The 22,112-nt window shown below is 66.9% G+C and carries 20 protein-coding genes and 1 riboswitch; of the genes, 8 read left to right on the forward strand and 12 right to left on the reverse strand.

Going from position 1 to position 22,112, the window contains the following annotated elements:
• Window positions 1-12: 12 nt before the first annotated feature.
• The 6 genes from M2319_RS01335 to M2319_RS01360 all read right to left on the reverse strand — a co-directional run bounded on the left by M2319_RS01335 (window position 13) and on the right by M2319_RS01360 (window position 5,583).
• Window positions 13-969, reverse strand: coding sequence for a TAXI family TRAP transporter solute-binding subunit (locus tag M2319_RS01335; RefSeq protein ID WP_264599629.1), 957 nt, complete (start codon window positions 967-969; stop codon window positions 13-15).
• 191 nt (window positions 970-1,160) lie between these two features.
• Window positions 1,161-2,228 carry an ABC transporter ATP-binding protein gene (locus M2319_RS01340; protein WP_264599630.1) on the reverse strand — a complete coding sequence of 356 codons (1,068 nt, stop codon included), beginning with the start codon at window positions 2,226-2,228 and terminating at the stop codon, window positions 1,161-1,163.
• A 17-nt stretch (window positions 2,229-2,245) separates the two neighbouring features.
• Window positions 2,246-3,043, reverse strand: coding sequence for an ABC transporter permease (locus M2319_RS01345; protein ID WP_264599631.1), 798 nt, complete (start codon window positions 3,041-3,043; stop codon window positions 2,246-2,248).
• Entirely contained in the window at window positions 3,040-3,894 is an 855-nt protein-coding gene (locus M2319_RS01350) for an ABC transporter permease (protein ID WP_264599632.1), read from the reverse strand. The genes M2319_RS01345 and M2319_RS01350 overlap by 4 nt, the downstream gene beginning before the upstream one ends.
• Window positions 3,895-4,016: 122 nt before the next feature.
• Window positions 4,017-5,057 (reverse strand): ABC transporter substrate-binding protein, encoded by a 1,041-nt coding sequence (locus M2319_RS01355; protein WP_264599633.1) that lies wholly within the window; start codon window positions 5,055-5,057, stop codon window positions 4,017-4,019.
• A 52-nt stretch (window positions 5,058-5,109) separates the two neighbouring features.
• Window positions 5,110-5,583, reverse strand: coding sequence for a DUF3830 family protein (locus M2319_RS01360; RefSeq protein WP_264599634.1), 474 nt, complete (start codon window positions 5,581-5,583; stop codon window positions 5,110-5,112).
• Window positions 5,584-5,740: 157 nt separating this feature from the next.
• On the opposite strand from M2319_RS01360, the gene M2319_RS01365 reads away from it, so the two are divergent.
• From M2319_RS01365 to M2319_RS01390, 6 genes are all read left to right on the forward strand, one after another.
• On the forward strand, window positions 5,741-6,667 hold the full coding sequence (locus tag M2319_RS01365; protein ID WP_264599635.1) for a LysR family transcriptional regulator: 927 nt from the start codon (window positions 5,741-5,743) through the stop codon (window positions 6,665-6,667).
• Between the two features lie 209 nt (window positions 6,668-6,876).
• Window positions 6,877-7,686: a GntR family transcriptional regulator gene (locus M2319_RS01370; protein WP_264599636.1), complete on the forward strand. Its 810-nt coding sequence runs from the start codon at window positions 6,877-6,879 to the stop codon at window positions 7,684-7,686.
• Window positions 7,687-7,816: 130 nt separating this feature from the next.
• Window positions 7,817-8,845: a TRAP transporter substrate-binding protein gene (locus tag M2319_RS01375; RefSeq protein ID WP_264599637.1), complete on the forward strand. Its 1,029-nt coding sequence runs from the start codon at window positions 7,817-7,819 to the stop codon at window positions 8,843-8,845.
• 45 nt (window positions 8,846-8,890) lie between these two features.
• Window positions 8,891-9,391 (forward strand): TRAP transporter small permease, encoded by a 501-nt coding sequence (locus tag M2319_RS01380; RefSeq protein WP_264599638.1) that lies wholly within the window; start codon window positions 8,891-8,893, stop codon window positions 9,389-9,391.
• Window positions 9,392-9,701: 310 nt separating this feature from the next.
• Window positions 9,702-10,973: a TRAP transporter large permease gene (locus M2319_RS01385; protein WP_264599639.1), complete on the forward strand. Its 1,272-nt coding sequence runs from the start codon at window positions 9,702-9,704 to the stop codon at window positions 10,971-10,973.
• 63 nt (window positions 10,974-11,036) lie between these two features.
• On the forward strand, window positions 11,037-13,361 hold the full coding sequence (locus M2319_RS01390) for a DUF3604 domain-containing protein (protein WP_264599640.1): 2,325 nt from the start codon (window positions 11,037-11,039) through the stop codon (window positions 13,359-13,361).
• Between the two features lie 457 nt (window positions 13,362-13,818).
• Here the strand turns inward: M2319_RS01390 and cobF are convergent, their stop codons facing one another.
• The 4 genes from cobF to cobS are packed head-to-tail and all read right to left on the reverse strand — an operon-like array spanning window position 13,819 to window position 17,294.
• The gene (gene cobF / locus M2319_RS01395) at window positions 13,819-14,586 is read right to left on the reverse strand and encodes a precorrin-6A synthase (deacetylating) (RefSeq protein WP_264599641.1); all 768 of its coding nucleotides are present in this window, start codon (window positions 14,584-14,586) and stop codon (window positions 13,819-13,821) included.
• A complete protein-coding gene (locus M2319_RS01400; protein ID WP_406682056.1) occupies window positions 14,583-15,908 on the reverse strand; it encodes a cobyrinate a,c-diamide synthase in 1,326 nt (441 codons plus the stop codon). Before M2319_RS01400 ends, cobF begins: the two co-directional genes overlap by 4 nt.
• A 49-nt stretch (window positions 15,909-15,957) precedes the next feature.
• Window positions 15,958-16,491, reverse strand: a complete 534-nt coding sequence (gene cobC / locus M2319_RS01405; protein ID WP_264599642.1) for an alpha-ribazole phosphatase family protein — start codon at window positions 16,489-16,491, stop codon at window positions 15,958-15,960.
• Window positions 16,482-17,294, reverse strand: a complete 813-nt coding sequence (gene cobS, locus M2319_RS01410) for an adenosylcobinamide-GDP ribazoletransferase (RefSeq protein ID WP_264599643.1) — start codon at window positions 17,292-17,294, stop codon at window positions 16,482-16,484. Before cobS ends, cobC begins: the two co-directional genes overlap by 10 nt.
• A 148-nt stretch (window positions 17,295-17,442) precedes the next feature.
• Between cobS and cobU the strand changes: the two genes are divergently transcribed.
• Complete coding sequence (cobU, locus tag M2319_RS01415) at window positions 17,443-17,949, forward strand: bifunctional adenosylcobinamide kinase/adenosylcobinamide-phosphate guanylyltransferase (RefSeq protein WP_264599644.1); 507 nt, start codon at window positions 17,443-17,445, stop codon at window positions 17,947-17,949.
• 37 nt (window positions 17,950-17,986) lie between these two features.
• Window positions 17,987-18,170, forward strand: a riboswitch (cobalamin riboswitch).
• A 114-nt stretch (window positions 18,171-18,284) separates the two neighbouring features.
• Window positions 18,285-18,638 carry a cysteine-rich small domain-containing protein gene (locus M2319_RS01420; RefSeq protein WP_264599645.1) on the forward strand — a complete coding sequence of 118 codons (354 nt, stop codon included), beginning with the start codon at window positions 18,285-18,287 and terminating at the stop codon, window positions 18,636-18,638.
• A 444-nt stretch (window positions 18,639-19,082) separates the two neighbouring features.
• Here M2319_RS01420 and M2319_RS01425 read toward each other — a convergent pair whose 3' ends face one another.
• The gene (locus tag M2319_RS01425) at window positions 19,083-20,552 is read right to left on the reverse strand and encodes a cobyric acid synthase (RefSeq protein ID WP_264599646.1); all 1,470 of its coding nucleotides are present in this window, start codon (window positions 20,550-20,552) and stop codon (window positions 19,083-19,085) included.
• Window positions 20,549-22,063 (reverse strand): cobyric acid synthase, encoded by a 1,515-nt coding sequence (locus M2319_RS01430; RefSeq protein WP_264599929.1) that lies wholly within the window; start codon window positions 22,061-22,063, stop codon window positions 20,549-20,551. Before M2319_RS01430 ends, M2319_RS01425 begins: the two co-directional genes overlap by 4 nt.
• Between the last annotated feature and the right edge of the window lie 49 nt (window positions 22,064-22,112).

A 22,112-nucleotide genomic window follows, 5' to 3' on the forward strand; every position in this document is an offset into this window, starting at 1 on the left:
CGGCCGGCCGGATCAGCGGGAGCGTTCGGGCACGGCGATGCCGGCCTCGTCGTAGTACTTCAACGCGCCCGGATGGATCTTGCCGTAGATGTTGGCGACCATCTCGCCGTCGACGCCCTTCCACCACGGATTGGCGTCGCCCATCTTGGCCTTTTCTTCCCAATAGGTCTTGGTCAGCTCATAGGCGGTGGCGTCGTCCATGTCGGTCGTGGTGTAGGCGATCACCGGCAGCGAGGTGGTGACGGTGTCGGTGTCGACACCGGCATAGGTGCCGGCAGGGATGACGAGCTTGGTGCGCTTGGTGCGGCCGACCTCGTCGTCGGTCATGGAGATCAGGGTGACGCCGGTGCTGGCAGCGGCCTCGATGACGTTCGGGGCCGGGTAGGAGCCGGCGGTGACGAAGCCGTCGATCTGCTTGTTCTTCAGCGCGGCAACGGCGGCGTTGAGCTCGACGCTGGCCAGCGCCACCTTGTCCTCAAGGTCGAAGATCTTCAGATACTTCGCGCCTTCGCGGGCGCCGAACGAGCCCTTGCCGAGGAGGATGCTCTTGCCGGCGAGGTCGGAGATGGACTTGGCGCCGGTGTCGGCGCGCATGACGAAATGCATGGTCAGGGACGGGATCGGGAAGAGGGCGCGGATCTCGTCGAATTTCGGGTTGGCCTTGCCCTCGAACATCGCCTTGCCATTGTGGGCGAGCTCGACCAGCGCCGGCGGCGTCGTGAAGACGTAGTTGCCGGTGCGCACGGCCGCTTCCATGACGTTCTGGACCGAGCCCTGGCTCTCCTCCACGGTGACGATGATGTCGCCGTTGGTGCCGGCCTTGACCGCCTCGGCGATCTGGACGCCCATCTGGTAGTAGGACGACGAAGACTTGGCGGACTTGTAGGTGACGCGGGTCTCGGCGTTTGCCGTGCCGGCGAGCGCAACGGCGCAGATGCCGGCGACAAGGGCGTGCTTCAGAAGTTTCATGGGGGCGGTCCTCCCTGCGGTGTCAGAGCCTTGCGGTGTTCGGCGGCCTGGCGGCGACGGTTATCGCGTTTTTCGCCTGCGCCGTCGCCGGCCGCGGCATGATGGCAGGGCAATCTAGTTGGTTTCGTCTGTCGTTGGAACCCGCTGCAAGCCCATGGCTTGCCTGTTGTTCGCCGGGGCGGGGACGCCGGTTATCGCGCGGCCGTCTCGGCCAGCGGCACGAGGTCCTCGCGGCGCCAGCCGATCGTGACCTCGCCGCCGATCGCCAGCGGCTCTGTGACGTCGCCGACGGCGATGATCTGCTGGCCGCCGGCGCGCACGGCCGAGCGCGTCACGCCGCCGAGGAAGTTGCGGGCCTCAAGCGTGCCGGAGATGGCGATGAGGCCGGTATCGGAGGGGCTCACCGAGACCTGCTCCTTGCGCAGCATGAAGCGGTGCCTGCCGGGGGCAAGGCCGGAAAAATCGCCGAGCGGGATCGGCGTGCCGTCGGCAAGGGTGCCGCTCCAGCCGTGTTCGCTGCGGCGCACGGTGATGGTCAGGATGTTGGCGCCGCCGATGAAGTCGGCGGCAAAGACGGTGCCGGGATTGCGGTAGATGCCTTCCGGGCTGTCCTTTCGCTCGATGCGGCCGGCATTCATCAAGACGACGGTGTCGGCGAGCGCGAGCGCCTCGGTCTGGTCGTGGGTGACGAAGACGGTGGTGAGGCCCAGCGTCTGGTGCAGGCGCTTCAGCTCGACCTGCATGTCTTCGCGCAGGCGCGCATCGAGGTTGGAGAGCGGCTCGTCGAGGAGGAGCACGTCCGGCTCGGCGACAATGGCCCGGGCGAGCGCCACCCGCTGCTGCTGGCCGCCGGAGAGCTGGCGCGGATAACGCCCGCCGAGGTCGTGGAGCTGGACGAGGCCGAGGGCCTCCTCGACCTTTTCGTCCTGGTCGGTGCGGGGAAGGCCACCCTTCATGCGCAGGGGAAAGCGGACGTTTTCCGTCACTGTCATGTGCGGCAGCAGGGCGTAGCTCTGGAACATCAGGGCGACGTTGCGCTTTTCCGGCGCCAGCCTCGTCACGTCGCGGCCGGCGATCTCGATGGTCCCGGCGTCGGGCGTCTCAAGGCCGGCGATGATGCGCAAAAGCGTGCTCTTGCCGCAGCCGCTGGGGCCGAGGAGCGCGACGAAGTCGCCCCGTTCCGCCGTCAGCGCGATCTCGTGCAGCGCAGTGAAGGCGCCGAAGGTCTTGGTGGCGGCGGATATGACGAGGTGGCTCATGGGCTCGGCAACTCCGGCTACATGATTTTCGACAGGCCGAAGATGCGGTCGAGCAGGAGCACGAGGACCGCGGTCATGGCGATCATGATGGTGGACACCGCCGCGACGGACGGGTCGGGGCTGAACTCCAGCGTCGAGTAGATGCGCATCGGCAGGGTCTCGACGTCGGGGGCGCGCATGAAGAGGGCGACCACCGCGTCGTCGAAGGAGATGTTGAAGGCAAAGAAGGCGCCGGCCGCCATGCCGGTGCGGCATTGCGGCAGGATGACGAGGAAATAGCGCTGCCACCAGCGCGCGCCCATCATCCGCGCCGCCTCGTCGAGATGCGGGTCCATGTCGGCGAGAGAGGCCGTCACCGTGCGGATCACGTAAGGAAGCGTGATCACCGTGTGGCCGATGACGAGACCGAAGAGGGACGGGCCGTTGCCGTAGATGCTGAAGACCATCAGGAGGCCGATGGCAAAGATCAGCGAGGGCAGGATCAGCGGCGACAGGAAGAGGGACGAAATGAAGGCGCGTCCGGGAATGCGGAAGCGGGCGAGGGCGAGGGCTGCCGCGGTGCCGAGGCTGAGCGACAGGGCGACGGTCATGAGCGCGAGCAACAGGCTCGTCCAGGCGGCCGACAGATAGGCGTCGGACTGCAGCACCTCGGCATACCAGCGCCCGGACAGCCCGCGCGGCGGGAACACCAGGAACTCGCTCGCCGAGACGGAGCTGGCGACGACGACGACCAGCGGTGCCAGCATGAAGATGGCAATGGCGATCACGAAGAGGACGGCGAGGGGGCGGACCCAGCCGGGAACGGCGCCGATCATTGCCGGCCCCCCATGCGCGCCGACGCCATCATGTAGGGCACGATGAGCGCCAGCGTGGCGGCAAGGAGCGTGACGGAAAGGACGGCGGCAAAGTTCCAGTCGAAGGAGCCGGTGACCTGCTGGTAGATGCTGCCGGCCATCACCGGAAGGCGGACGCCGCCGACCAGCGACGGGGTGATGAAGGAACTGATGGAGAGCGCAAAGACCAGCAGCGAGCCGGAGACGAGGCCGGGCACCGACAGCGGCAGGGTGACGTGCCAGAGCGCCCGGAAGAAGCCGGCGCCCATGGTGCGGACCGCGCGGTCGAGGTCGGGCGGGATCCTGTTGAGGCTGCCGAGCGTCGTCAGCACCAGGAAGGGGAGAAGCACCTGGACCATGGCGACGACGATGCCGGCCTCCGTGTGCATCAGCGATATCTGCCGATCGATGAGGCCGAGGCTCTTCAGCGCCCAGCTCAGCCCGCCGCCGGGGCCGAGGATGACGAGCCAGCCGAAGGTGCGGATGACGACGCTGGTCATCAGCGGCAGCACGATGAGGACGATGAGGAGGCGGCGCACGCCCGGGCCGGCCCGCGACATGATGACGGCGAGCGGAAAGCCGATGACGAGGCTTGAGGCGGTGATGACGATGGAGAGCGCGAAGGTGCGCCAGGCGACGCCGAGATAGAAGTCGTCGGCGACGAGCTTGCGGTAGTGCTCCAGCGTCAGGCCGTCGGCAAGGCCGCCCTTGCCGAGGAAGCTGAGAACCAGCATCTGGAAGGCGGGAAAGAAGAAGGCGAGCACCAGGAAGGCGACGCCCGGCGACAACAGGAAGAAGGGCTCGCGCCACTGGGCCGTGCCACCCCTCGCCATGCCAGTTCTCTCCTCCTAACGCGTCCGAAACGGCGGAAATGCGGGGTGCCGGTGTCGGCACCCCGCCAGAGTGCGGCCTAAGGCAATACGCGACAACATTCGCACCTCGGGCCGATCACCGGTTATCTGGCGATGGCCCGTGTCCAGGCCTCGTTCCACTCCGGCTTGTTCTTGGAAATCGTCTCCGCATCGAAGGTGACGAGCTTTGCTGCGGCTTCCTCGCCGACGGTCACTTCCGCGGCGACGTCGTCGGGCAATTCGACCGTCCTGTTGGTCGGCGAATAGCGAAGGGCCTCGGCCCAGCCCCTGGAAGCCTCGGCGCGGATCGAGAAGTCGATGAATTTCAGCGCCAGCTCCCGGTTCGGGCGACCGGCGACCAGGTTGACCGTGATCGGCGCGATGACGCCGCCTTCCTTCGGCAGCGTGAACTTCACCGGCAGGCCGGCCTTGGTCAGCGTGTAGGCGTAGTCCTGGGCATAGGGCGCGATCCAGGCGTTGCCTTGCGCGAAGTTCTGCTGGATCTCGGGCGACTTGGCGACGATCGTGGAGGTCGGCAGGATCGACTTGATGAAGTCGAGGCCCGGGGTGATGTCGTCGAGCGTGCCGCCCGCGACCTTGTTGATCATCAGCATGCCGAGCATGCCGTAGGTGTTGCCGGCCGCATCGGTCAGGAGCACGTGGTCGGCATAGGCCGGGTCGGCGAGGTCCTTCCAGGAGGTGGGGGCCTCGGGCACCGCCTCGGTATTGTAGAGGAGGCCGATGACGGCGGTCGAATACATCGGGCCGACGCCCTTATCGAGGCCCGCCACGGCAAAGGGGTACATCTCGTCGTAATGGGTCAGTTCTTCCGGCTTGATCGGCGCCAGCAGCCCTTCGGCCGCGGCCGTCGTCTCCAGGCCGCCGGAGAAATGCACCACGTCGAACTGCGGGTTGTCCTTCTGGGCGCGGAGCTGGGCGAGGGTGTCGCTGGAATAGGCGGTGATGACCTTGACCTTGACGCCGTATTCCTCCTCGAACGGGGTGATGACCAGGTCGCGGTGGGTCTTTTCGTAGGAACCGCCGAAGGAATTGATGACCAGCGTTTCCTCGGCGAGGGCCGCCGAGCCCATCAGGGTCGCGGCGGCGACGGCGAGCGCGGCGCCGATGCCGAGCTGCTTGTTCATGACTGTCGTCCTTTTCGCGTTTGCACCAATGGCGTTCATTCAAAAGACCGCTCTAAAGGCGGCCGATCTCGATCGTCTTGATCCCTTCCGTCCGGGTGGTCCGGCAGGCGTTCGCGAACTCCTCAAGGCCGGACGTGATCTTTCCGAACATGTTGCAGGGCGTCCAGCCGAGGGGGCCGTGGATGCGCGCGCCGGCATCGTAGAAGACGCCGATCTCCCAGAGTTCGTCGGTCAGGCCTTTCATGACGTTCTTGCCCTGGTAGAACCACAGGCACTCGCCGGCCTCCGGGAAGCAGGTCTGGTTTTCCGCCGGGATCGCCGTCGGATCGAAGGTCTGGGCCTCTTGCGGCAGGCCCATCATGATCTCCGGGCCGGCGAACATGGCGTGGATGGCGGTGATACGGACCGGGTTTGCCAGCGCGTTCCACAGCGTCTCGCAGGTGGTCGGCGCGTTTTCCTCGTAGAGGGTGATGATGCCGCGGGCGCGGCTGTCGACGAATTCGATGTAGAGCTGGCGTCCCGGCATGCTTTTCGCGGACCTCCGATGGGCTTTGCGGCTTCTGGTTTTCGCCGGAAACGGGGCCGGCGGGACAAATCGTTGCACCTCGTCGATAAAACGTCGAATTAAATAAACGAATTTCGTGATAGATTGAATTTATCACATATGCCTTCCGGAGCCCGCCATGGACCGGCCCGTGCCGCACCCGACCGTCGCCTCGGCGCTGACGCTGAAGAATCTGAGGACGTTCTACTGGCTCGCGCGCTACCGCAACTACCACGCGGTGGCGCGCTATCTGAACGTCACCCAGCCGGCGATCTCCTCGCGCATCTCCTCGCTGGAGGAGGTGCTGGGCGTCCGGCTCTTTTCCCGCGACAACCAGTCGGTGGAACTGACGCCGGAGGGCCACGAGGCGCTACGCCTCACCGAGATCGTGCTCGACAATGCCGACACGCTCGCCGAGCGGTTCTCCCGCTCGCGCGACCCGTCCGGCTTGGTGCGCATCGGCGTCGTGGAGACGGTGGCGCGGACCTGGCTGCCGGGGCTCCTCAAGGCCCTGCAGGAGCGCTATCCGAACATCGAGCTGGAGATCACGACCGAGAGCACCTCGCTGCTCCATGCGATGCTGAAATCCTCGGCCATCTCCATGTGCGTCTCCATGGCGCCGGCGGAGCTCTCCGACGTTTCCAACGAGGAGATCTGCCGCTACGGCATGGAGTGGGTGGCCGATCCGCGCATTTTCGATGCGGGCCACGTCCATACGCTCGCCGAGCTGATCCGGCTGCCGCTGATCGGCTATCTCGCCAACAGCCCGCCGGGGGATTTCCTCGACCGCTATTTCGGCGACGCCTATCGCGACAGGACCGTCCACAACAGCACCAACTCCATGTCGACGATGATCTGGCTCGCCGAGAACGGCCTCGGCATCGCCGCCATCCCGCCCGTCGCCGTCGCCCAGCACCTTAAGGACGGGCGGCTGGCGATCATTGCGACCGAGACGCCGATGGAGCCGGTGTCCTTCTTCCTCAACCACCGCACGCGGCCGCTGTCGCCGGTCACCAAGGCGGTGAAGGCGCTGATCGTGGAGATGGCCGAGAGCTACCGGGCATAGTTCCTACCTTCGGCAACGGCAGTGACTGCCGGCGCGCTTCTGCAACCTTCTGCCCAATCCCCGGTCATTGCCGCCTCGAACGGCGCCGCTTTTTTCGGCTCTGTGCCTAGCGCTGCGCCAATTCATTCAAAGTCCTCTATAGGACTTGACTCGTTTTTTTGGCGGCCATAGCGTTTCCATCATCAAGTCCTCAAAAGGACATTGTCCGTATGACAAAAGCTCCGCTGCGTCGCGCCACCGAGCCGGCCAAGGCCAAGCACCGGCAGATATCGGAAGAGATCCTGTCGGCGATCGAAGCCGGGCGCTGGCTGCCGGGGGACCAGTTGCCGGCCGAGGACCAGCTTGCCGAGGAGATGGGCGCCAGCCTCGGCACCGTGCAGCGGGCGCTGCGCAGCCTGCAGCAGATGGGCGTCGTGGAGCGCCACCACGGCCGCGGCACCTTCGTCTCCGGGGCGCGGGCCAAGGAAGAACAGCTCCGCCATTTCCGCTTCATGGCCGAGGGCGGACACCAGATCCTGCCGGCCTATTTCCGGGTCCATTCGGTGGAGCGGACGCGCGAGAGCGGGCCGTGGAGCCATTTCTTCGGCCAGCAGGGCGACGGCGAGTACATCGCCATCCAGCGGCTCGTCTCCATCAACGACGAATTCGAGGCGTTTTCCGAGGTCTATCTGCCGGCCGACCGGTTCGCCGAGCTTTCCAGCATGGCGGAAAAGAGCCTCAGCCGGTCGACGGGCAAGACCACCCTCGACGGCGTTTCCCTGCGCGACATGCTGGCCGAGCGCTTCAACGCGCCGACCCTCAGCGTGCGCCAGACCATGGCCTGCCAGTCGCTGCCGCCACGGGTGACGCGGCTGCTCAAGGTGCCGCCGGGCCAGTTCGGGCTCGTCTGGACCATCGGCGGCCTCAGCTACCGCGACGTCCCGATCACCTGGCAGCGCATCTTCGTGCCGCCGAGCGACCGGGTCATCGAGATCGTGCCGGTAACGGCCTCGACGCCGATCTTCAAGGAAGTGACATGACACGGCGGCCGCCTGCTGCCGGCAACAAGGAGAGTGGGCGCCAAAGCCCATCGGAGCGCCTTTTCGCGGGGCCGAGGTGCCCCCGGAGACCATCCCTTCAGACAGGAGATCCACATCCATGAATGCGACCATGCCTGAGACCAAAGGCCGTGCCCGCGGAATCCTCCGCCACGCCCGCGCGCTCGTTGCCGCCGCCGCCCTTTCCGGCATTGCGATGGGCGGCGCGCTTGCCGCCGACATGCCGGAAATGACGCTGAAATTCGGCCATCCCTACAACGAGACCCATCCGCTCGCCCTCGGCGCCCAGAAATTCGCCGACATCGTCAAGGAAAAGAGCGGCGGCAAGATTACCGTCCAGGTGTTCCCGAACAGCACCATCGGCTCCTCGCGCGATCTCGTGGAAGGCATCCAGATCGGCGTCGTCGACTTCGCCCTCGTTCCGACGACCAACGTCGCCAGCTTCTATTCGCCGCTCGACATCTTCTACCTGCCGTTCCTGTTCCGCGACAAGGAACACGCCTATGCGGTCTCCGACGGCCCGGTCGGCGAGAAGCTCTATGCCGACATGCTGGAAAAGACCGGCATCCGCACGCTGGCCATGTATGAAAGCGGGTTCCGCACCATCACCACGCGCGACACCAAGATCGAAAAGCCGTCCGACATGGAGGGCATCAAGTTCCGCGTCGTGAACAATCCGCTGAACGTCGCCACCTTCAAGGCGCTCGGCGCCAACCCGACGCCGATGGCGCTGTCGGAGGTCTTCACCGGCCTGCAGCAGGGCACCGTCGACGGCCAGGACAACCCGGTCGGCAACGTCAAGGCGTTCGGCTTCGACAAGGTCCAGAACTACATCACCCTGTCGCACCACCAGTGGGCCGGCATCATGTTCCTCGCCGACGACAAGATGTGGAAGGAGCTGCCGGACGACGTCAAGACGCTTTTCAAGGAGACCGCCCTTGAGACCCAGGACTGGGAGCGCAAGGAGATCAACGCGGTAGAAGAGAAGTATCTCGACGAGATGGAACAGGGCGGCATGACCGTCACCCGGCTGACGCCGGAACAGGCCAAGGCCTTCCAGGACGCCATGGAAGCGGTCTGGGACGAATACCGCGGCAAGATCGGCGCCGAGCTGATCGACTCCGCCGTCGCGGCCAAGTAGCCCGGCAAAGTTCCGCCGCCAGGCCCATCTCCGGAGACATCGGTCATGTCCCTTCTTGCCAAAGTGCTCGACGCTTCGGAACGCGTCCTGGCGGCGGTCTGCATCCTCTCCTTCGCCGCGATGTTCGTCCTTGGCATCGCGACGGTGGTGTTCCGCTTCATCATCGAAAGCTCGCTCGCCTTTCCCGACGAACTGATCCGCTACCTGTTCGTGTGGATGATCTTCCTCGGCTCGGCCGTCGCCTTCCGGCGCAACATGCATGCCGCCATCGGCATCGTCGTCGCCCATCTGCCGGCGCTGCCGAAGCGCCTCGCCCTGCTGGTCGCGACCGCCGTCAGCGGCGTCTTCTTCGCCCTCATCTTCTGGGCCGGGATGAAGCTGACGATCCGCGTCGTGCCGCAAATCTCGCCGGCGCTGGAGGTCTCCATGGCCTGGGTCTACGGCGCCATTCCCGTCGGCATGGCCTTTCTCATCGTCTATGCGCTCGAGCTGTTTGCGCGCCAGTTGACGGCGCCGGCCGCCGATCTGACGGCGGAGGGGCAGTGATGGTTTTTCTTACCGTCTCGGGCCGCCGGGGGCCGAAACTGCTGCCGGATTCGCGGTTCACGCACTCCGGGCCCCACCCACTCTGCGTCACCACCGGGCGTCGACCCGGTGGTCCATACGACGCCAGCCCGCTGCTCCGAAAGGCCTCATGGATTGCCGTGTCAAGCACGGCAATGACGCCTGAGAGGGGGCGAGGTGGAGGACAAAGCTGGCGTGCCGAACAAGCTGATCCTCTGGCATCAGTTTGTCATTCCAAGGAAGTGAGCGACGAGAAACGGCCTAATTCGGCCAGCCGCCGGGAGCGCCTGAGATGACCACCTTTGCGCTCTTCGGCTCCCTTGTCCTTCTGATGCTGCTGCGCGTGCCGATCGCCGTCGCGCTCGGGCTCTCCGCCGTCATCGGCCTCGTCATGAGCGACATCAGCCTGGAGATCGTCGCCCAGCGGATGCTCTCCACCAACAACTCGTTCCCGCTGCTCGCCATCCCGTTCTTCATCCTCGCCGGCGAGATCATGTCGACCGGCGGCATGTCGCGGCGGCTGGTCGGCTTTGCCGGGGCGCTGGTCGGGCACCTGACCGGCGGGCTCGGCGCCGTCGCCATCCTCGGCTCCAGCTTCTTTGCCGCGCTCTCCGGCTCCAACGCGGCGACCGTTGCCGCCATCGGCGGCGTCATGAACGAGCCGATGGCCGAAAAGGGCTACCGCCCGTCCTATACCGCGGCGACCATCGCGGCGGCCGGCGTTACGGGCATGATCATCCCGCCGAGCATTCTTTTGATCCTCTACGGCGTCGTCACCGGTGTCTCGATCGCCGATCTGTTCCTCGCCGGCCTCCTTCCCGGCATCCTCATCTGCATCAGTCTCCTCATCCTCAACCGCATTCTCGCAGGCCGGCTCGGCATAGAGCGGGCGCCATTCGAGGGCGCCGCGGGCATCTGGGAAAGCTTTAAGGCCGCGTTCTGGCCGCTCTTGATGCCGGTCATCATCCTCTCCGGCATCTATGGCGGCGTCTTCACGCCGACCGAGGCCGCCGTCGTCGCCGTCCTCTACGGCCTCATCGTCGGCTTCGCCTGCCGGGAGCTGACCTTCGCCGGCCTCTACAAGGCCTTTTTCAAGGCGGTGATGTCGTCGGCCGTCGTCATGTTCATCATGAACGCGGCCGGCGTCTTTGCCTGGCTCATCACCATCAACCAGATCCCGCAGACCATCTCCCAGTCGCTGACCGAGGTCGCCGGCGGGCCGGTGCTCTACCTGCTGCTCGTCAATGTGTTCCTGCTGGTCGTCGGCTGCATGATGAACGCGGCGGCGGCCATCGTCATCTTCACCTCGATCCTCTATCCGGCGGCGATGAGCTTCGGCATCGATCCGATCCTCTTCGGCATCATCGTCTCGGTGAACCTCAGCATCGGCACGGTGACGCCGCCGCTCGGGGTAGACCTCTTCATCGCCTCGGCGATCACCAAGGTCTCCATCGAGCGCATCGTCGCGGCGATCTGGCCGTTCATCCTGGTGCTGATCGTCGATCTCCTGATCATCACCTATGTCCCGCCGATCTCGCTCGCCCTCGTCGGCATCTTCGGCTAGCGCCGCAAATCAAAAAATCGGGGTAAACGTGCCCCCCAAACGCACGAAACGGAAGGTTTTCCAATGTCTGAGAGCTCTCGCACCGCCGGCGCAAGGCGCCCCTGGGAGGAGATGAACGCCGGCACGATCCGCGAGGCGATCGCTCCGGAAAAGCTCGGCACCGCCGAGATCCGGCCGACCGGCAGCTTCGCCGCCGGCTCCTATGCCTCCTTCGAGCTGGTCTATACCGCAGGGCTTTTCGGCATCGACGATTCCGGCAACCTCCGCGTCTGTTTCCGCTTCGCCTCCGACCAGAGCCGGCCGCAATTCGACGACCCGAAGGCGCCGAACTACTGCACCGTGACGGCGTCGAACAATGCCGTCTTACAGGTGAAGTGGGACCCGAAGAACAATGTCCGCCCCTGGGACCGGACGCTGTGGATCAAGGTGGTGCAGGGCTTTTTGCAGCAGGGTGACACCATCACCATCCGCTTCGGCGTCACCGACGGCGGCAGCCCCGGCATGCGACTTCAGACCTTCTGCGAAGAGACGCTGGAATTCCGGGTGCTGGTCGACCCGATCGCCACCTTCAATTTCCAGACCCTTCCCGTGCAGCCGATCATTTCCGTCGTGCCGGGCCCGCCGGAGCGCTATGTCGGCGTCATCCCGACCCTGCGCCGCCCCGGCGAGACCTTCTCCCTGAAGCTGAAGGGCGAAGACAAATGGGGCAATCCGTCCGACCAGTGCGACATCACCCTCCATCTGGAAGCGGAGGGCGCGATTGCCGGCCTGCCGGAGACCGTGACGCTGTCGAAGGGTGAGTTCGCCGTGAGCGTTGACGGGCTTTCCGTCAATGAGCCTGGCAAGGCTGCTATCCTGATCAAGGACGGCGACGGCAACCTCCTCATGCGGACCAATCCATTGGTCGTCGAAGACCGGGAGCTCGTCCATTTCTGGGGCGACATGCACGGCCAGTCGGAAGAGACCATCGGCACCAACAGCGCCTATGAGTACTTCGCCTTCGCCCGCGACCGGGCCTTCGTCGATGCCTGCGGCCACCAGGGCAACGACTTCCAGATCACCGACGAATTCTGGGCCGAACTGGACCGGCTCTCGGCCGAATTCGACGAGGCGGGCTCCTTCGTCGTGCTGCCGGGCTATGAATGGTCGGGCAACACGGCCCTCGGCGGCGACCGCAACGTCTATTTCCCGGAAGAGGGCCGGACCATCCGCCGCTCGTCCCACGCCCTCATCGAGGATCAGAGCACCCTCGACACCGACTGCAACACGGCCCGCGAACTCTTCGAGGCCTTCGAGGCCAATGGCGAGTTCGACGTCGTCCTCTACGCCCATTGCGGCGGCCGCTATGCCGACATCGCCTATGCCCATGACGGCCGGTTCGAAAAGTCGATGGAGATCCACTCCTCCTGGGGCACCTTCGAGTGGCTGCTGGAAGACGCCTTGAAGCTCGGTCACCGGGTCGGCGTCGTCGCCAATTCCGACGGCCACAAGGGCCGGCCGGGCGCGAGCTATCCCGGCGGCGGCAAGTTCGGCGCTATCGGCGGCCTCACCTGCTTCAACCTGAAGGAGCTGACGCGCCCGGCGCTGCTCGACTGCATGCGCAAGCGCCGCCACTACGGCACCACCGGCGGCCTTGGCGGCCGGATGATGATCGACGTCACGGCCTCCTTCACCAAGGAGGGCGCGCTCTACCACGACGACCCGAAGCTGGGCCCGGCGGAGTCGGTCCCGGCGACCGAGGCGATGATGGGGGATATCGTCCACCTGCCCGACGGCGGGGAGGCGGGGATATCCGTCTCCGTCCACTCCAACTCGCCGATCGTGCGCGTCGACATCTTCAACGGCCTCGACCTCGTCGAGACCGTCCGGCCGTACCCGGAAGCCGATCTCGGCGCCCGCATCCGGCTGCACTGGGAAGGGGCGGAATATCGCGGGAGGTTCCGGCAGGTAATCTGGGACGGTTCCGCCACCGTTTCGGGCAACAGCGTTCTCGGCGCGACGCCCGTCAACTTCTTCAACCGCGACAAGACGGTCCACCTCGTCGGCTCCACCGGCGCGAGCTGGGAAGCTCTGACGACCGGCAATTTCGGCGGCGCCGACCTGATGTTATCCGACGCCACGGCCGGCATGCTGACGGTGGCAACGCCCCTCATCAATTTCGAGATGGGCATTGCCGACATCGGCTTCGACGACACGGTCTATGATGCCTCCGGCGTCCTGCCGCGCTTCCTAAAAGTCTACCGGCTGCCGGACAATAATCCCCACCGGTCCTTCGCCTTCACCCGCCCGATCGCGCTCAAGGACGACGGCGACAACGCCATCTATATCCGCGTCGAGACCGAAGACGGCACCCGCGCCTGGACCAGCCCGATGTATATTTATCGGTAGGGTTTGGTCCGGCGGGATGGCGCGGTATGGGATGGTCGCTAGGGCTCGCCCTTCGGCCTTCTCCTCGTCGGCCTTCTACCGGCCGGTTTCGTCCCCCTCGACTGCGTGCTGCTCGTTCCCCCGGCATGCTGCGCGAGGCCTCTTCCTCTGGCGTCGTGCAGGGCTGGGAGTTTCCCCTCGGCGTCATCCCGGGCGGAGCGAAGCGGAGACCCGGGACCCATTGCCCGTCTCGATGCGGTAGCCCGTTGCGGGTCTCATCTCAGCGGCTGGATTGCCGCGTCGGCCTGTCGGCCTCCTCGCAATGACGTTGAAACTATTGAGCTATCCGTCATTGCGAGCGCAGCGAAGCAATCCAGAAACGGCTTTCGCGATTACTGTCGGCATACCGTGTGGAGAGGGGCAATGGGCCCCGGGTCAAGCCCGGGGTGACGACGGAGTGGGGGGCGGGCGCCTGCGATCAAGCGGCACGCACGGTGCGCCGGATCAGATAAATATCCATGATCCAGCCGCGCTGTTCCCGCGCTTCGGCGCGGGCCGCGACGATCTTCGGGCCGACCTCGGCGAGCGGCCCGGAAAACAGCATTTCCCCGTCCATGCCGAGATAGGCGCCCCACCAGATCATGAGGCCTTCCGGATCGAGGCTCTGGAAGGCGCAGGCGCCGTCGAGCATGACGGCGACCGTGTCGGCGTCCGCCGGAAAGCCGCGTTCGCGGAGGCGCCGGCCGGTTGTCACCAGCACCGGTGCGCCGACGTCGTTGAAGGGGATGGCGTGGGCGGCGCACAAGGCCTGCAGGGCGGTTATGCCGGGGATGACGCGGATCGACGGCCGCGGGTCGAGGCGGGCGGCGATCCTGAGCGAGGAATCGTAGAGGGAAGGATCGCCCCAGATGAGGAGCGCGACCTTTTTCGGCGCCGGGTCGGCGCTTGCGACGGTTTCGGTCCAGACGGCGGCGATGGCGTCGTGCCAGTCGGAGACACCGGCAAGGTAGTCGCCGTCCGCGTCGCGCTTCGGCAGGTCGAATTCGGCAATCCTCGTCTCGGCGCCCTCCAGCACCCTGGCGCAGATCTCGCGCCTGAGGTCGGCGAGATCGGCCTTATCCTCGCCCTTGCGGGGAATGATGATGAGGTCGGCATCGCGCATCGCCGCGGCGCCCTGAAACGTCAGATGGTCCGGGTTGCCGGTGCCGATGCCGATGAGGGCGAGGTCGAAGGAGGCTTCGCTCACGCCGACGCCTCCGTGATCAGGTGGAAGAAGCTGCCGGTGACATTTCCCCGCCGGGACCCGGTCTCGGCGACGGGATTGCCGCCGGCATCGAGCACCTCGGCGAGGTCCTCGTCGGGTTGCTCCAAAATGGTCGAATAGTGGAATTCGTGGCCGCGCAGCAGTATCCCCGGTTCGTGCCCCGGCACCGGCGCCTTCAGCCGCGCCTGGCGGTAGCCGAGATGCAGTCGGCGGCGCTCGTAGCTGGTGACGAGGCCGAGCAGGCCGGTCATCTGATGCCGGGTGCCGTCGGCGTCGATCAGGGCTTCACCCAAAACCATGTAGCCGCCGCACTCGCCATGGATCGGTTTATCCTCGGCGTGCCTGACCAACCCCTTTCGGAAATCGGATGCAGCCGCGATGCGTGCGGCATGCAGTTCCGGATATCCCCCCGGCAGCCAGACGAGATCGGCGCTTTTGTCCGGCGCCTCGTCGGCAAGGGGCGAAAAGGGCAGGATCTCCGCGCCTGCCGCCTGCCAGCCGGCTAAGAGATGCGGGTAGATGAAGGAAAAGGCGGTGTCGCGGGCAATGGCGATGCGCTGGGCCGGCGGGGTCGGCAGGGCGCCGTCCTGGGGCGCGGCCTTGCGGACCCGGGCGGCATCGCGGATCGCAGCCAGGTCGCAGTGGTCGCGGATGAAGGCGGCAAGGCGCTCGATGGCGGCTTCCAGGTCAGCATGCTCCTCGGCCTGGACGAGGCCGAGATGGCGCTCCGGCATTTCGAGGTCCGACCGGCGGGGCAGAGCGCCGAGGACGGCGATGCCGAGCCTTGCCATTTCGGAACGGATCATCATTTCGTGGCGGGCGCCGGCGACCCGGTTGAGGATGACGCCGGCAAGTTTCGGGGCATCCGGGTGGCGGGCGAAGCCGAGCGCCGTTGCCGCCGCCGACTGGGCCTGGCCGCCCACATCGAGCACCAGCACCACCGGCCAGCCGAAGCGGCTGGCGATCTCCGCGCTCGTCCCCCGTCCGCTGGCGCCGGGCGCGACCGTGCCGTCATAGAGCCCCATGGAGCCTTCCGCGACGACGAGATCGGCACCGGTCGCCTTTGCCGCGATGGCCTCCAGGAGGGCGTCGTCCATCGCCCAGCCGTCGAGGTTGAAGGAGGCATGGCCGGCGGCGACCCGATGGAACGCCGGGTCGATATAGTCCGGGCCGTTCTTGAAGGGCTGGATCGTCAGCCCCTCGTCGCGCAGTGCCCTGAGGAGCCCCAGCGTCACGGTCGTCTTGCCAAGGCCGGAGGCCGGAGCGGAGACGACGAGGCCGGGCGGCAGAGTAGGGTCGGTCATGGATGGTCCTTGTTCTTGCCTCTCCCGATGCGCCAGCGGGGGTCGTGTGTCAAGCAGCGGTGACGGGCGGGAGGTCGCGCGTTATCCACGCGCCGTAGGCGAATTTCGCCTGCCAGGGGTGGGGATGGCCGGTGGCGGCAAGGACCGCGCGCATGACGCCGGCATGGGTGACGCAAAGGAGCGGTTCTGCCGGGTCGCAGTCGGCGAGGAAACGGCTGACGCGCGCGGCCAGCATGGCAACGCTCTCGCCGCCATGGGGCCGGGCACCGAGGACGTCGGCGGCCCATTCGTCGAGTTCGGCCAAGGGAACGTCGTCCCAGGAAACGCCCTCCCAGCGGGCGAAATCGATCTCCGCGATGCGCTCGTCGATGGCCAAGTCGAGGCCGCGCGCGGCGGCGATCCGTTCGGCCAGGCGGCGACAGCGGGTGAGGGGGCTTGAGACGATCCGCGTTGCCTCCGGCAGGCCGGGGATCAGCGCGTCCGCCTCCTCCTCGAAATCGACCCGCACCGGGACGTCGAGCCGGCCGTAGCAGATGCCCGGATCGATGTCCGGCGGCAGATGGCGCAGGAGGATCAAAGGCATGCGAGAACGGCGAGGAGGATGGCGGTCTCGGTGAGCTGCTGCAGGCCGCCGAGGGCATCGCCCGTATAGCCGCCGATGCGGCGCTTCAGCATGCGTTCCAGCCAGAGATAGACGGCGGCGGCGGCAAGGGCCGCGACAAGGGCCACAAGCGGCGAGACGAGGAGGGCGAGGCCGAAAAACGTTGCCGCGCCGGTAAGGACCGCGATGGCGACGCGGGTCGGCCCAGGACCGGTCCCGGCGAAGGCGGCGGCGCCTTCTTTCCGCGCATACGGGAGCCGGACCATCATCGCCAGCACGGAGAGCCGGCTGAGGCCGTGGGCGGCGATGATCGTGGCGACGGCCGCGGGGCCGAGGGCGCCGATGCTGGCGGCCTTCAGGCCGACGACGATGATGAGGGTGATGACGCCGTAGCTGCCGATGCGGCTGTCGCGCATGATCTCCAGGGCGCGCTCGCGGGTGGCGCCGCCGCCGAGGCCGTCGGCGACATCGGCAAGGCCGTCCTCGTGCAGGGACCCTGTCAGCCGGACGCCGGCACCGAGCGCCACGAACGCGGCGACAAGGGGCGGCAGGACCGATGCTGCGAGCCAATAAACGAGGGCAATGCCCGCTCCGATGACGAGGCCGGCGAGCGGCAGATAGCCCATGGCGCGGGCCATGCGCTCCGTCGAATAGCGGGTATCGATGGGGATCGCGAGCCGGGTCAGGAACTGCAGGCCGAGGACGGCCGTCAGCGCCTCGTCGGCGATACGCGCGGCCGGGCCGGCGGGCTTTTCCTCGGTCGGGTTTCCTGGCTGGTCGTCCATGTTGCAGGCCTTCGTGTTCGTGCCGGCCTTTCCTAGGACGCTTCGGCGGCGCCTGCAATTGCCGGGGCGGTATCGGCGGGGGCGATTGAACGCCGCGGCGCCGGCGGCTATGGATCGCCGGTATCGAGGTGCAGCGGGAGTTGGCGACATGGGCGAGATTATTCTGGTGACGGGTGGCGCACGCTCGGGAAAGAGCGTCTTTGCCGAGGAGCGGGCCAAGGGCTTTGCCGGCCGGCCGGTCTATATCGCCACATGCGAGCCCTATGACGACGAGATGCGCGAGCGGGTCGCGGCCCATATCGATCGGCGCGGGAACGACTGGGAAACGGTCGAGGAGCCGCTGGCGCTGGCAAAGGCGCTCGACGAGACGGACGGAGCGGGCGCACGGCTGGTCGACTGCCTGACGGTGTGGCTCGCCAATTTCATGCTGGCCGAAAAGCCGTGGGAGGGCGAGGTCGACGCGCTCCTTGAGGCACTTCAGCGCCAGCAGAGCCCGGTCGTCCTTGTCACCAACGAGGTCGGCATGTCGATCGTGCCGGAAAACGCGCTCGGCCGCGCCTTTCGCGACGCGCAGGGGATTCTGAACCAGAAGGTGGCGGGCGTCGCCGGCGAGGTGACTCTGGTCGTCTGCGGCCAGGCGCTGAGGATCAAGTAGGCCGTTCGGAGAGCTTGACGCTGCCGGCAAACACTTTAGGTATCATCGATGTGTTGGTGCCCCCTTGAACCGGGGGTGAAAAGGGAAGCCGTTCCGGCGCTGCCCCCGCAACTGTACGCGGCGAGCCAAGCCCGCAAAGGCCACCGGTCAAGACCGGGAAGGCCGGGCAACAAGGTGACGACCCGCGGAGCCAGGAGACCTGCCAGCACGCTTTTCGACCACGGGCGGTGGGCCCGGCGGGACGCGCGGCCGTTTTTCGGCCCGTTGCACCGTTCCCCTCCACCCGCATTTCAGACAGCCGAGCCCGCAAGGCCCGGCGTGGACGAGGCAGGACCATGCAGCCCAAGGACATGACCAAGAACGAGGCCTTCAAGGGGTTCACCAACGAGGCCTGCCCGTTCCTGCCCTGCCATCAGGGGGTGACGCGGGAGTTCAACTGCCTGTTCTGCTATTGCCCGCTGATCGCCTATGAGTGCCCGGGGCCGTACGAGGTTTACACCGACAAGAACGGCCTGACGCGCAAGGACTGCTCGGCCTGCAAGCTGCCCCATGACGGCTATCTGCAATCATGGAATTTCATCCAGAAATGGCTCGAATACCCGGTGGTCTGGAAAGGCGAGGAGCAGACCGATCCGCCGACGAAGCGGCCAAGACCGCCGGGGGCGCCGGAGGACGAGGACGAGGAATAGACGGACGTTTTTCTGCGCCGGTGCTGGCGCCGCAGGGTGATGGTCTCCGTCCATCGTCATTGCGAACGAGCGAAGCGAGCGCGGCAATCCAGGGCCGCGCTTCCAACATGCCGAGCGCCGGTGGCTGATGCTCCTGTGCCCGCCAAACCCTCCGTCGTCACCCCGGACTTGATCCGGGGCCCATTGTCCCTCTCGACACGGTATGTCGGTTGTTGGTTGGAACGGGCAGTGGTCCGAGGGCAGGCCGCGCCAAAGCCGATGCGGGCAACCGTGCGGATAGGGGCAATGGATCCCGGGTCTCCGCTTCGCTCCGCCCGGGATGACGGCGGAGGGTGCAGCGATCAAGCGATCCAGTTCGCAAATGCCGTTCTGGATCCACGCGTCGCCTTCGGTCCCTCGCGATGCCGGCGCACCTCATCTGCTTTCGCCAGTATGGCGTCCTCGTTACCGCGCGAGCCCCAAAAGCGCGTCGAGGTCGAGGTCCTGTTCCAATTCGCCGGCAAAGGCGTCGAGGGCGGCTTCCACGGCCTCTTCGTACTGGTGCCTCGATGCCGCGCCGCCCATTTCCGAAATCCAGTGGCTCCTGAACGCGTCTGCGGAAAAGAGGCCGTGCAGGTAGCCGCCCATGATGCGACCGTCGGGCGAGACGGCGCCTTCGGGGCGGCCATCGAGCCTTAGCCAGGGGCGGACGAGGCCGGGGCCTTCCGTTGTGCCCATGTGCATCTCGTAGCCGGTGACGCGAGTGCCGCTGATCTCCTCAGACGCGTCGATCGCCACGAGGCGCTTTTGCGGGCCGATGGTGGTTGCGATGTCGAGGAGGCCGAGGCCCGGCGTCTCGCCAGCGGGGCCTTCGATGCCGTCCGGATCGCGCACGACATTCCCAAGCATCTGGAAGCCGGCGCAGATGCCGACGACGCGACCGCCGCGGCGATGGTGGGCGCGGATGTCGATGTCCCAGCCTTCCTTGCGCAAGGCATCGAGCGCGGCACGGGTGTTTTTCGAGCCCGGCAGCAGCACGACGTCGGCGTCGGCCGGGAGCGGCGTTCCGGGGCGGATCCAGCTCACCTCCACGCCCGGTTCGGCGGCGAGGGGATCGAGGTCGTCGAAATTGGAGATGCGCGGAATCTGCGGCACGGCGACGACGAGGCCGGTGCCGCCCTTGGTGCGTTTTTCCAGCGCCAAGGAATCCTCCGGCGGCAGGGCGCGGACGGCCTCGGACCACCTGATGAGGCCAAGGACGGGCCAGCCGGTCTCTGCTTCGATGTCGTTCGCCGCCGGGGCGAAGACGGCGGGATCGCCACGGAATTTGTTGACGAGGATGCCGGCGACGCGGGCGCGTTCGGTTTCGGTCCAGAGCTGGTGGGCGCCGATGGCGGAGGCCGTGACGCCGCCGCGGGACTCATCGCCGAGCAGCAGCACGGGAAGATCCGCCGCCTCGGCAAGGCCCATATTGGAGATGTCCTGGGGGCGCAGATAGCGCTCGGCGCCGCAGCCGGCGCCTTCGATCAGGACGAGGTCGCGGTCCCCTGACAGCCTGTCGAGGGACGCGACGACAGCCGCGCGCAGGCTCGGCTTCAGGCGCTGGTAGGCGCTGGCGGAATAGCGGCCGAGGACTTTGCCCGTAACGATCACCTGAGCGTCGACATCAGTCTCTGGCTTGAGGAGGACGGGGTTCATGTCGGTAAGGAGCGGCGTCTTTGCGGCGCGGGCCTGCAAGGCCTGGGCGCGGCCGATCTCGCCGCCATCCGCCGTGACGGCGGCATTGTTCGACATGTTCTGGGCCTTGAAGGGCGCGACCTCGAGGCCGCGCCTTGCATAGGCGCGGCAGAGGCCGGCGACGACGAGGCTCTTTCCGACGTCCGAGCCGGTGCCCATGACCATCAGCCGGCGGGCGCGACCCATGGAGGAGGTCATTTTGCCAGCGCCAGCAGCGCGTCGAGGTCGAGGTCCTGTTCGAGCTGGTCGGCAAGGGCATCGAGGGCCGCGTCGACCTCTGCCTGGTAGCGGCGTTCCGAGGCCGCGCCGCCGACTTCGGCGATCCAGTGGCGCCGGAATCCGTCGGCGCCGAAGATGCCGTGGAGGTAGCCGCCCATGACCCGGCCGTCGGGCGACATGGCGCCTTCGGGGCGGCCGTCGAGGCGGAACCAGGGGTTTTTCAGGCCGGGGCCTTCGGTGCGGCCCATATGCATTTCGTAGCCGGTAACCCTCGTGCCGCTGACAGCGTCGTCGGCGTCGATTTCCACGAGCCGCTTGTCGCCGCCGATCGTCGTTTCGATGTCGAGGAGGCCGAGGCCGCGGGTCTCGCCCGGCGGGCCCTCGATGCCGTGGGGATCGCGCACGACCGTTCCCAGCATCTGGAAACCGGCGCAGATGCCGACGACGCGACCGCCGCGCCGGTGGTGGGCGAGGATGTCGATGTCCCAGCCTTCGGCGATGATCGTATCGAGGGCGGCGCGGGTGGTCTTGGACCCGGGCAGGAGCACCACGTCGGCATCGGCCGGGATCGGCCGTCCGGGGCGCACCCAGCGAAGGTCGACGCCGGGCTCACTCGATAACGGGTCGAGGTCGTCGAAATTGGCCATGCGCGAGATCTGCGGCACGGCGATGACGAGGCTGCCGCCCTCGCTGCGGGCCGGGCGGGCGAGCGCCAGAGCGTCCTCGGCCGGCAGGTGATCGGCGGTGTCGAACCAGCGCACGACGCCGAGCAGAGGCCAGCCGGTCTTTTCCGTCATGACGTCGCAGCCGGGCTCATAGAGCGAGAAATAGCCGCGGAACTTGTTGACGATGTAGCCGCGGATGCGGGCGCGCTCGGCATCGTCGTGCAGCAGCCAGGAGCCGACGACGGCGGCGATCGCCCCGCCCCGGTCGTTGTCGGTGAGGAGCACCACCGGCAGGTCGGCGACCTCAGCGAGCTTCATGTTGGTGATGTCGCAGTGGCGTAAGTAAACCTCGGTGCCGCTGCCGGCGCCTTCCACCAGCACCAGATCCGCATCGGCGGCAATGCGCCGGTAGCTGTCCATGATCGCCGGAAGCAGCATGGGTTTGAGGTTGTGGTAGTGCCGTGCCGGCCAGTTGCCGAGCGCGCGGCCGCGCAGGACGACCTGCGAGCCGACGAGGGCCTGGGGTTTTAACAGCACCGGGTTCATGTGGATGGAGGCGGCAAGGCCGGAGGCGCGGGCCTGGAGGGCCTGGGCGCGGCCGATCTCGCCGCGCGGGGCGGGGGCGTCCGGGCCATCCTCAAGGTCGCTGTCGACGGTGACGGCGGCGTTGTTCGACATGTTCTGGGCTTTGAAGGGGGCAACCTTCAGGCCGCGCCGGGTGTAGGCCCGGCAGAGGCCGGCGACCAAGAGGCTCTTGCCGACGTCGGAGCTCGTTCCCTGGATCATCAGCGAGCGGCCGCGGCGCGGCGGCGCCGGGTCGAGCATCGGCACCGTAATGTCGGGCAGGGGCGGGCAGTCGTCGGGGAACGGGGGA

It is taken from the genome of Rhodobium gokarnense (assembly GCF_025961475.1).
GTDB classification, from domain to species: domain Bacteria; phylum Pseudomonadota; class Alphaproteobacteria; order Rhizobiales; family Rhodobiaceae; genus Rhodobium; species Rhodobium gokarnense.